The organism is Sandarakinorhabdus sp. (genome assembly GCF_032115815.1).
GTDB lineage: Bacteria > Pseudomonadota > Alphaproteobacteria > Sphingomonadales > Sphingomonadaceae > Sandarakinorhabdus.
Genome location: NZ_JAUMBI010000157.1, coordinates 5,995 through 9,222, shown reverse-complemented (window position 1 = coordinate 9,222; position 3,228 = coordinate 5,995). Strand labels below are relative to the sequence as shown.

4 protein-coding genes are annotated in these 3,228 nt (G+C 63.9%); 1 reads left to right on the top strand and 3 read right to left on the bottom strand.

Annotation, left to right across the window (positions count from 1 at the left end; translation table 11 throughout):
* On the bottom strand, positions 1 to 1,077 hold a 1,077-nt coding region (locus tag RT662_RS09405; protein WP_313670457.1), incomplete at its 3' end, for an NAD(P)-dependent alcohol dehydrogenase.
* Between the two features lie 181 nt (positions 1,078 to 1,258).
* Positions 1,259 to 1,876: a cytochrome c family protein gene (locus RT662_RS09400; protein ID WP_313670456.1), complete on the bottom strand. Its 618-nt coding sequence runs from the start codon at positions 1,874 to 1,876 to the stop codon at positions 1,259 to 1,261.
* Positions 1,877 to 2,009: 133 nt separating this feature from the next.
* Here RT662_RS09400 and RT662_RS09395 point away from each other — a divergent pair, with 133 nt between their 5' ends.
* On the top strand, positions 2,010 to 2,906 hold the full coding sequence (locus tag RT662_RS09395) for a prephenate dehydratase (protein ID WP_313670455.1): 897 nt from the start codon (positions 2,010 to 2,012) through the stop codon (positions 2,904 to 2,906).
* Here RT662_RS09395 and RT662_RS09390 read toward each other — a convergent pair.
* Positions 2,907 to 3,228 (bottom strand): RsmD family RNA methyltransferase (locus RT662_RS09390; protein WP_313670454.1); only part of this gene is annotated, 322 nt, incomplete at its 5' end.

The following is a 3,228-nucleotide window of genomic DNA, read 5'->3' as shown; positions in this document are numbered from 1 at the left end:
ATCGGCAACGCCGCCGATCAGCGAACCGGCAACCCTGATCCGGTTGAACACCAGCGGCCCCGGGTTGAAGGCTTCAAACTGCATCATGTTGCCAACGACAACCAAGGTCGATCCGGGCCGCATGAAGCCGAGATAGTCTGCAAGATCATGCGGATAGGGAATGGTGTCGATCATCATGTCGAGCGACTGGGTGGCAGCCTCCACTGCTGCTTCGTCATCCATCACCACGACCTTGTGGGCGCCCAGTGCAGTGATGGCATCCACCTTGTCGGCCGATGTCGTCAATGCGACCACGGTCGCTCCCATCGCCTTGCCGATCTGCACGGCCATGTGGCCCAGCCCACCGATACCGGCGACGCCCAGCGTCTGGCCCGGCTTGAGGCCGAAATATTTCATGGGCGAATAGGTCGTCACGCCGGCACACAGGATCGGCGCGGCCTGAGCGGGTTCGATCACGGCCGGAATACGGACCACGAATTCCTCACGGACGGTGATGCTGTCGCTGTAGCCGCCATAGCTGTTGGTGCCGTCCGGCAGCTTCGGGCCGTTGTAGGTGAAGGTGGCGCTTTTCGGCCCGGAGCAATATTGTTCTTCGCCCGCGATGCAGGCAGCGCATACTTGGCAGCTGTTGACCATACAGCCGACGCCAACCGTATCGCCAATTGCATATTTCGATACGTCATCGCCGATCTGGGTGACTGTGCCGACAATTTCGTGACCGGGAACGCACGGCCAGACCGTGTTTTCCCAATCGTCGGCGCATTGGTGGAGATCGGAATGGCAGACCCCGCAGAAGGCGATGTCGATCTCGATCTCGCCAGCCCGAAGCGGCTCGCGATCGAAGCTGACTGGTTGAAGCTTCTGATGGGCGCTCAGGGCGCCATAGCCGATGACGGTCATAGGGGTTCTTTCTGTTGTTCTGGTTGACAGCAGGAGAACGCCCCGAGGCGTGTTTGGATGCCGCACGGTCGAAATAAAGGCCCAAATCCGACTGGGAAGTATTTCCGCTGAACCAACGTGCAGGTGCAGGTCGGCATCGCTGATGGTGTGGGGGCAAGGCTGGCTACGCAGGTGCACGTTCCACGCTGGATGCTGGCCTGCGCCAGCATGACAGGCCATCTTGGGAATGGGCTCCCCGAAAACCAAAGGCTGTTGGGGCCTCGCCTTTACCACCGGAGGCCCGCTTTCTCTGATCAGCGCGCATGAAAAAGGGGCGGCGGCCTGCTCGGCCACCGCCCCTGAATTCGTGGTGAGGCGCTTATTCGGCGGCCGGAGCGGCAGCTTCCGCAGCTTCTTCTGCAGGGGCCACTTCCGCAGCCGGGGCTTCTTCGGCCGGGGCGGCAGGCAGCGGCAGTGGGCTGGCGCTCTTGCTGTTCAAATAGGCGATCACGGCGGCGCGGTCTTCCGGCTTGCTGATGCCGGCGAAGCTCATCTTGTTGCCGGCCGCATAGGCCTTCGGGCTCTTCAGCCAGCCCCACAGAGCGTCCCAATCCCAGGGCTTGCCGGCCATGCCCTTCAGGGCATCGGAATAGTTGAAGGCGGCGGCAGCGGCGATCGGGCGGCCAACAATGCCGTGCAGCGCCGGGCCGGTGCCGTTGGCGCCACCGGGATCGACATTGTGGCAGGCGGCGCACTTCTTGAACACAGCTTCGCCCTTGGCGATGTCGGCCGATGCCAGATAGAAAGCGGCCGGCTTTTCGGCTTCGGCGGCAGCGGCGCCTGCGGCCGGGGCTTCTTCAGCGCCGGCCACTTCATAGCCGGGCTTTTCCGGCAGGTGGCGGGCGAACATCATGTCGCTGATGATCGACACGCCCAGCACGGCCACAAGGCCAGCGAGGATGCCACCGAAGATCTTGTTCCACTCAAAGCTGTCCACGTCGAAGCTCCAATGTGCGCGCGGTTGCCCAAGGGATGAACCCTGCCTGCGCCTTCCTGACGCAGCGATTAGGCAATTGCGCGCCGCCTCGCAAGCATTTGCTTGTTGCAGCGCACTATCATAACGAACGGACATGACGAGCAGCTATCCGCACCTGGCCCAGATACTGGTTGATCGCATGGTGGCCGCTGCTGCCGCGACGCCGGAACAGGCCGTGGCGTTCCAGGGGGCGCCGGGCGCCTACAGCCACCAGGCGGTGCGGGAGGCGTTCCCGGATCGGCTGCCGTTGCCGTGCGCCAGCTTTGAAGATGCCATCGAAGCCGTGCAGGCCGGCCGCGCCGGGGTGGCAATGATTCCGATCGAGAATAGCCTGCATGGCCGGGTGGCCGATATCCATTTCCTGCTGCCTGAATCCGGCCTGAGCATCATTGGTGAACATTTCGTGCGGGTGCGTCATTGCCTGCTGGGGCTCGGCGACAAGGTCAGCTTGCGCGAAGTGAAGAGCCACCCGCAGGCGTTGGGCCAGGTGCGCCGGCATCTGCGGGCCTGGGGCATCGCGCCGGTGCAGTTTTTCGATACGGCGGCCGGTGCGGCGGCGGTGGCAGGCGAAGGCGATGCCAGTGTGGGCGCGATTGCCAGCCGGCTGGCCGGGGAACTTTATGGGCTGAACATCCTGGCCGAAGGGGTGGAGGATGCCGATCACAACACCACCCGCTTTGTGGTGCTGGCGCGCGAGGCCGCGGTGCCACCGCTGGGGCTGCCGGCGATGACCAGTTTCAATTTCGAGGTGCGATCTGTGCCGGCGGCGCTGTTCAAGGCGCTGGGCGGTTTTGCCACCAATGGCGTGAACATGACGAAGCTGGAGAGCTACTTGCGCGACGGCAAGTTTTCGCAAGCCGAGTTCTATGCTGAGATCGAGGGATCGCCGCTGGAACCGCCGGTGGCTCGGGCGATGGAGGAACTGGCGTTTTTCACCAACTGGGTGAAGGTGATCGGGACCTATCCTCGCGCCCGCGATCGCGCAGAATAATCAGGCGGGCGCGCGCAGCAGGCGCACTAGCGCCTTGCCAAAGCGCCGTTCGACCACGCGTTCCCATTCGCAGGCCAACGGATCAGCCGCGGCCGTCTCAACGCTGATCAGGGCGCCGGGCGCGATCCAGCCGCGTTCGTGTAGATGGCTGAGCGCCGGATCTGCAAGGCCAAGGCCGTAGGGCGGATCCAGGAAAACAAGGTGATGGGCGCGCGGCGCGCCACCAATGCTGGCCACCGGGCTTTGCCGCACATCGCCGGTGGCGCCCAAGGCTGCGAGATTGGCGCGGATGGCCTTCACGGCGGCGGCATCATTATCGATG